This window comes from Variovorax sp. Varisp85 (genome assembly GCF_047304045.1).
Lineage (GTDB): Bacteria > Pseudomonadota > Gammaproteobacteria > Burkholderiales > Burkholderiaceae_C > Variovorax.
This window is the reverse complement of sequence record NZ_JBGLYN010000009.1, coordinates 103,690-110,150: the sequence shown is the minus strand read 5'-3', so window position 1 is coordinate 110,150 and position 6,461 is coordinate 103,690. Positions and strand designations below refer to the sequence as shown.

The 6,461-nt window shown below is 69.2% G+C and carries 5 protein-coding genes; 2 read left to right on the top strand and 3 right to left on the bottom strand.

Annotation, left to right across the window (positions count from 1 at the left end):
• Together mutL and ACCC97_RS06080 are read left to right on the top strand one after the other, a co-directional pair.
• On the top strand, positions 1-1,870 hold a 1,870-nt coding region (gene mutL, locus ACCC97_RS06085), incomplete at its 5' end, for a DNA mismatch repair endonuclease MutL (protein ID WP_413331870.1).
• A 190-nt stretch (positions 1,871-2,060) separates the two neighbouring features.
• Complete coding sequence (locus ACCC97_RS06080) at positions 2,061-3,011, top strand: alpha/beta hydrolase (RefSeq protein WP_237726147.1); 951 nt, start codon at positions 2,061-2,063, stop codon at positions 3,009-3,011.
• Positions 3,012-3,059: 48 nt separating this feature from the next.
• On the opposite strand, the gene ACCC97_RS06075 is transcribed toward ACCC97_RS06080, so the two are convergent.
• Genes ACCC97_RS06075 through ACCC97_RS06065 form a run of 3 tightly spaced genes read right to left on the bottom strand, consistent with a single transcriptional unit; the run spans position 3,060 to position 6,220 of the window.
• A complete protein-coding gene (locus ACCC97_RS06075) occupies positions 3,060-5,306 on the bottom strand; it encodes a molybdopterin cofactor-binding domain-containing protein (protein ID WP_413312514.1) in 2,247 nt (748 codons plus the stop codon).
• 10 nt (positions 5,307-5,316) lie between these two features.
• Positions 5,317-5,790 (bottom strand): (2Fe-2S)-binding protein, encoded by a 474-nt coding sequence (locus ACCC97_RS06070; RefSeq protein ID WP_007836578.1) that lies wholly within the window; start codon positions 5,788-5,790, stop codon positions 5,317-5,319.
• A 34-nt stretch (positions 5,791-5,824) separates the two neighbouring features.
• Positions 5,825-6,220 (bottom strand): c-type cytochrome, encoded by a 396-nt coding sequence (locus ACCC97_RS06065; RefSeq protein WP_413331869.1) that lies wholly within the window; start codon positions 6,218-6,220, stop codon positions 5,825-5,827.
• Between the last annotated feature and the right edge of the window lie 241 nt (positions 6,221-6,461).

The following is a 6,461-nucleotide window of genomic DNA, read 5'->3' as shown; positions in this document are numbered from 1 at the left end:
CCCCACCGAACGCCGCCCCATCCGCGAACTCCCCGACGAGCTGATCAGCCAGATCGCCGCTGGCGAAGTCGTCGAGCGCCCCGCCTCGGTGGTGCGCGAATTGCTGGACAACGCGCTCGACGCCGGCGCCGGCCAGATCACGGTGCGGCTGGCCTCGGGCGGCGTGCGGCTGATCTCGGTCGAGGACGACGGCCTGGGCATCCCGCGCGAGGAACTCACGGTGGCCCTGCGCCGCCACGCGACCAGCAAGATCGCGAGCCTCAACGACCTCGAAACGGTCGGCACCATGGGATTCCGGGGCGAAGCGCTGGCCGCCATCAATGCGATCGCCGAACTCAGCATCCTTTCGCGCTTCGCCGGTTCCGACGGTGCCTTCGCACTCGACGGCCGCACCGGCGAATTGCGGCCCGTGGCCCGCTCCACCGGCACCACGATCGAGGTGCGCGAGCTGTTCTTCGCAACCCCCGCGCGCCGCAAGTTCCTGAAGACCGACGCCACCGAACTGGCCCATTGCATCGAGGCGGTGCGCCGCCACGCGCTGGCACGGCCGGAGGTGGGCTTTTCGGTCTGGCATGACGGCAAGCTGGTCGAGCAGTGGCGCGCCGCCACCACGCGCGAGCAGCGGCTGGCCGATGCACTGAGCGACGATTTCGTGGCGCAGAGCGTGGCCGTCGAGCGCGAAGGCGGCCCGGTGCGCGTGATCGGCCGCGCCGGCATTCCCGATGCGGCGCGCTCGCGCGGCGACCAGCAGTTCTTCTACGTCAACGGCCGCTTCGTGCGCGACAAGGTGCTCTCGCACGCGGTGCGCAGCGCGTACGAAGACGTGCTGCACGGACAGCGCCAGCCGATCTATGCGCTGTACCTCGAAATCGATCCGGCGCGCGTCGACGTGAACGTGCATCCGACCAAGATCGAAGTGCGCTTTCGCGACGGGCGCGAGGTGCACCAGGCGGTGCGCCACGCCATCGAGGACGCGCTGGCGGCTCCACGCGCGGGCGACGCCGTGGTGGCCGCGGGCGCACCGCAGCCGTTCTTCAAGCAGGCCCCGCTGCCATCGAACGCCAGTTGGGCGCAGCCCGCCATCAATTTCACGGCGCGGGAACGCGGCGCCGGCGACTTCGAGGCCATGTGGCCCAGGCGCAGCGAGCAGTTGGCGCATACGGCGGAGCCCACCGCCTCGCTCCTTTGGCCTTCCGCCAGTGCGGTTGCGACGACGTTCCCGCCATCCGCAGGGCTGCCCGCGGACGACCGCGCCGACACCGCCCCCCTCGCCACCAACGAGGAGGCCTGGCCGCTGGGCCGCGCGCTGGCCCAACTGCAGGGCATCTACATCCTGGCCGAGAACAGCCAGGGCCTGGTGATCGTCGACATGCACGCTGCGCACGAGCGCATCGTCTACGAGCGACTCAAGACGCAGCTCGAAGGCGCAGCCATCGCCAGCCAGCCGCTGCTGATCCCGGCCACCTTCGCCGCCACGCCGCAGGAAGTGGCCACGGCCGAAGCCTGCGCCGAAGTGCTGCCGACGCTGGGCCTGGAAATCACCCCCTTCTCGGCGCGCACCCTCGCGGTGCGTGCCGTGCCCGGAACACTGGCCGACGGCGATCCGGTGGAACTGGCGCGCAGCGTGCTGGCCGAGCTGGGCCAGCACGACGCGAGCACCGTGGTGCAACGCGCCCAGAACGAACTGCTGTCCACCATGGCCTGCCACGGGGCAGTGCGGGCCAACCGAAAGCTCACCATCGACGAGATGAACGCACTGTTACGCCAGATGGAAGCAACAGAACGTTCGGACCAATGCAACCACGGCCGGCCGACCTGGCGCCAGCTGTCGATCCGCGAGCTCGATTCGCTGTTCATGCGTGGCCGATAGGCAGATCCGCGTTTTTAGGCCTTTTTTCTAGGGTTTTCCGCCGTCATCGGAATTGTGGGCACGTACGTTGCATAGGTTCGTCAAGACGCCAGCGAGCGTTGTTTCGGGGGGTTACCAAAGTGCAGTGTCGGCGCACCTCGGTGAAAGCAGATGAACTTTTCAGCCGGCTCTGCTGTCCTTCAACCCCATGATGAAACGCTGGACCCTCCTCGCGTCTGTCCTCTCGCTGTGTGCCCTGCTGGCCGCCGGCTGCTCGACGCTCGACGAGCGGCAGCGCGAATGGATCTTTCAGCCCAGCGATAGCAGCTGGGGCAATACCGCCACCATGGCCAAGGGCATGGAAGACGTGTGGATCGATTTCCAGTCGTCCACCACCGGTGAGCCCGCCCGCCTGCACGGCCTGTGGCTGGGCGGCGCGCCCGAGACCACCGACACGCCCGTGCTGCTGTACCTGCACGGTGCCCGCTACAACGTGGCCGGCTCGGCGCCGCGCATCCAGCGCATGCACGAGCTGGGCTTCTCGGTTCTGGCGATCGACTACCGCGGCTTCGGCAAGAGCTCCAAGGGCCTGCCCTCGGAAGAGTCGGCCCGCGAGGACGCCCGCGCCGCCTGGACCTGGCTGGCTGCGCGCCATCCCAGGCAGCACCGCTACATCTTCGGCCACTCGCTGGGCGGCGCCATCGGCATCGACCTGGCGGCGCATGTGAACGACGAAAGCGGCACCATCGTGGAGAGCACTTTCACTTCCATCGCCGACGTGGTCAGCGGCTTCAAATGGGGCTGGCTTCCCTTCGGGGCCCTCATCACGCAGCGCTTCGAGGCCATCAACACCGTCAAGGACATCGGTGCGCCGCTGCTGGTGGTGCATGGCACGGCCGACAGCCTGATCAACCCCACGCTGGGCCGCAAGCTCTACGACGCGGCCACCGTGCCCAAGCTGTTCGTGCTGGTCGAAGGCGGCTCGCACCACAACACCAACTCGGTCGGCGAGGCGCAGTACCGCGCGGCGCTGGCACAGCTGTTCCGCATGAAGCCCGAGGGCATGGTGGCGCGCAACCAGCCGAAGCTGTCGCCGCCCTCGCTGGCTCCGCAGGACGTGCACGGCGAGGCGCGCGCGAGCAGCGTGCCCGCGGCGATCTAGCCCGGGGCTGCGTTCGAAAGGACAACCCCCTTCGAACGCAATCCCGTATCAGGCCAGGTTGAAAGGCAGTTGCCGCAAAGGCTTGCCCGTCAGCTGCGCGACGGCATTGGCGAACGCGGGCGCCAGCGGCGGCAGGCCGGGCTCGCCCATCCCCTTGGGCGCATCGGCGCTGGGCACGATGTGGATGTCGAACTCCGGCACCTGCGTGATGCGCGCCACGGTGAAGTCGCCGAAGTTGCCCTGCTGCACCACGCCGTCCTTCAGCGTGATCGCGCTGCCTTGCAGGCAGGTCGACAGCCCCATCACCGCCGCGCCCTGCACCTGCGCCTCCACGCTGCGCGGGTTGACGGCGAGGTTGCAGTGCACGCCGCTGGTCACGCGGTGCAGCACCGGCTGGCCGTCCTTGACCGAGGCTTCCACCACGTAGGCCACCACAGATTCGAAGGACTCGTGCACCGCCACGCCCCAGGCGCGGCCATCCGCCAGCTTCTTCTTGCCGTAGCCGCTCTTGTCCACGGCCAGCTGCAGCGCGGCGCGATGGCGCGGGTGCTTGTCGCCGAACAGCTGCATGCGGTAGGCCACCGGGTCCTGCCTGGTGCTGCGGGCGATCTCGTCGATCAGTGTTTCCATCACGAAGGCGGTGTGGGTGGAACCCACGCTGCGCCACCACAGCACCGGCACGTTGACCTGCGGATGGTGTACCGTGAGGCGCATCGGCACCGGGTACGGATCGCGCATGCCCTCGACGGCCGTGGCGTCGATGCCATCCTTCACCATCATCCCGGCGAACACCGTGCCCGCGGTGATGGACTGGCCCACGATGACGTGGTCCCAAGCCAGGATCTTGCCTCGCTCGTCGAAGCCGATGCGCGCGCGGTGCAGGTGCATGGGGCGGTAGTAGCCGCCCTTGATGTCGTCCTCGCGGCTCCACAGCAGGCGCACGGGCGCGTCGAGGCCTGCCGCGCGCGTGGCCTTGGCGATCTCGCAGGCCTCGACCACGAAGTCGCTCGAGCCCACGAAGCGCCGGCCGAAACCGCCGCCCGCCATCTGCACGTTCACCTTCACCTGCGAGGGATCGAGCTTCAGCGTGCGTGCCGCAGCCTGGCCGTCGAGGTCGGCGCTCTGGGTGCCGACCCACAGTTCGGCGCGTCCGTCCGACAGCTTCACGGTGCAGTTCAGTGGCTCCATCGGCGCGTGCGCGAGGTACGGAAACACGAACTCGGCCTCGAGCTTGCGCGGCGCGGTGGCCAGCGGTGCCATGTCGGCGTCGAACTTGCGATTGCCGGGACGGCCGGCGAGGTCACGGTATTGGACCAGCTGCTTGTCGCTGTCCACCTTTTCCACGGCGGCCGTGTCCCATTGCAGCTTCAGCGCGTCGCGGCCCAGCTTGGCCGGCCAGTAGCCGTCGGCCACCACGGCCACGCCTTCGGCGCCGCGGTCCAGCGGGATGCGCACCACGGCCTTCACGCCCTTGACGGCGCGCGCGGCGCTGTCGTCCACCGAGGCCAGGCGGGCGCCGAACACCGGCGGATGCGCCACCACGGCCGTGAGCTGGCCCGGCTGCCGCACGTCGATGCCGAAGTCCTGCTTTCCGCTGCTCTTGGCGCGCGCGTCCAGGCGCGTCGTTGCGCGGCCGATGATCCGGAAGTCCTTGGGGTTCTTCAACGTGACCTTCTCGGGCACCGGCAGCGCCATGGCCGCCTCGGCCAGTTCGCCGTAGCCCAGTTTGCGGCCGCCCGGGCCCAGCACCGTGCCGGCCTGCGTGCGCAGCGTGGCCGGGTCGACCTTCCAGCGCGCCGCCGCAGCCGACAGCAGCATGGCCCGGGCGCGGGCGCCGAGTTCGCGGTACTGCGTGAAGCTGTTCTTGATCGAATTGGAGCCGCCGGTCAGGTGCATGCCGAACAGCGGGTCTGCGTATGCCGCATCGTTCGTGCCGTTGCGGCTGCGCACCAGCGCCCAGTCGGCGTCCAGTTCCTCGGCCAGGATCATCGGCAGGCCGGTCTGCACGCCCTGGCCGAATTCGAGCCGGTTGATGGTCACCGTGACTTCGCCGCTGGGCGCGATCTGCACGAAGGCCGAGGGTTGCTGCGTCGGCTTGAGGCCGCCGGCCGCTGGCTTTGCACCATCGGCCTGCGCCATGGCCAGGTGGGGAAAGGCGCCGAGCGCGAGGCCGCCGGCACCGGCCATCTTGAGGAAGCTGCGGCGAGGCAGCGTGGCGGGCTCTTCGGCCGAAGCCTGGGCCATCAGGCGCTGCAGGGCGCGCGGCAGGTCGTGGTAGTCGATGGAGGGCAGCATGAGGACTCCTTCAGGCGAGGGTTCGGGCCGCATCGGCCACGGCGGCGCGGATGCGCGCATAGGTGCCGCAGCGGCAGATGTTGCCGGCCATGGCCGAGTCGATCTCGTCGGCGCTGGGCTGCTTGCCCGCGGGGAGCGACTTCAGGAACGCGGTCGCGCTCATGATCTGGCCGCTCTGGCAGTAGCCGCACTGCGCGACGTCGTGCCGCACCCAGGCGGCGTGCACCGCGGCGCCGACCTTGTCGCTGCCGTCGGTGGCGGCCTCGATGGTGGTGATCTTCTTGCCTTCGGCCGCGGCGATGGGCGTGATGCACGAGCGGATGGCCTGGCCGTCCATGTGCACGGTGCAGGCACCGCACAGCGCGGCACCGCAGCCGAACTTGGTGCCGGTCATGCCCAGCGAGTCGCGCAGGGCCCAGAGGATGGGGGTGCCGGGATCGGCATCGACCGTGTGTTCACGGCCATTGACGTGGAGCGCACTCATGTTCTTTTTCTCCGTGGGTGGTTGAGGGTCGGATTCACTTGGCGCCGTCGAGCAGCCACTGGGCCAGCGACTGCAGGTCGGCATCGGGCACCTGGGCCTGCGGCGGCATCGGCATCGCGCCCCATTTGCCCGAGCTGCCTGCCTTGATGCTTGCGGCCAACTGTGCGGCCGTGCCCTTGCCGTCGCCGTATTTGGCGCCGATGTCTTTCCAGGACGGGCCCACCACCTTGGTCGCGGGCTGGTGGCATGCGACGCATGAATACTTTTGCGCCAGCGCCTGGCTCGCTGCGGCGTGCAGTGGCCACACGGCGCCCGCACCAAGGCCCAGGACCATTGCGAAGGAGGCGACAAGGGAGCCCGGCGCCCTCGCGGCGCGGTCCGTGCCGCATGGCTGAATCCGCTGGAGTTCGGTCGTTTCTGTTTTCGTCATGGCATCGTGAGAAAAAGGAATTGTCTGATTCGACGGATGGCCCTCTGCGCATGCCGCGGCATGCGGGCCGGCACGTCGCCGGCCAGTGTCGGGCGAAGACCCGTCGGCCGCTAGCCTGATTCGCGCGTGTTCTTGCCTGAAACTCCAAGACTGCGCCGTCAACGCGTGGGCCCGGGAAGCGCGGCCGCGGGCCATCCGCCCCGGTCCGCAAACCGGCACGCGCCATTTGCTACCCTCGGCG

Excerpts from the sequence above, each read along its gene's own strand:
- ACCC97_RS06080 (WP_237726147.1), top strand. The coding sequence starts at position 2,061 with ATGAAACGCTGGACCCTCCTCGCGTCTGTCCTCTCGCTGTGTGCCCTG.
- ACCC97_RS06075 (WP_413312514.1), bottom strand. The coding sequence starts at position 5,306 with ATGCTGCCCTCCATCGACTACCACGACCTGCCGCGCGCCCTGCAGCGC.
- ACCC97_RS06070 (WP_007836578.1), bottom strand. The coding sequence starts at position 5,790 with ATGAGTGCGCTCCACGTCAATGGCCGTGAACACACGGTCGATGCCGAT.
- ACCC97_RS06065 (WP_413331869.1), bottom strand. The coding sequence starts at position 6,220 with ATGACGAAAACAGAAACGACCGAACTCCAGCGGATTCAGCCATGCGGC.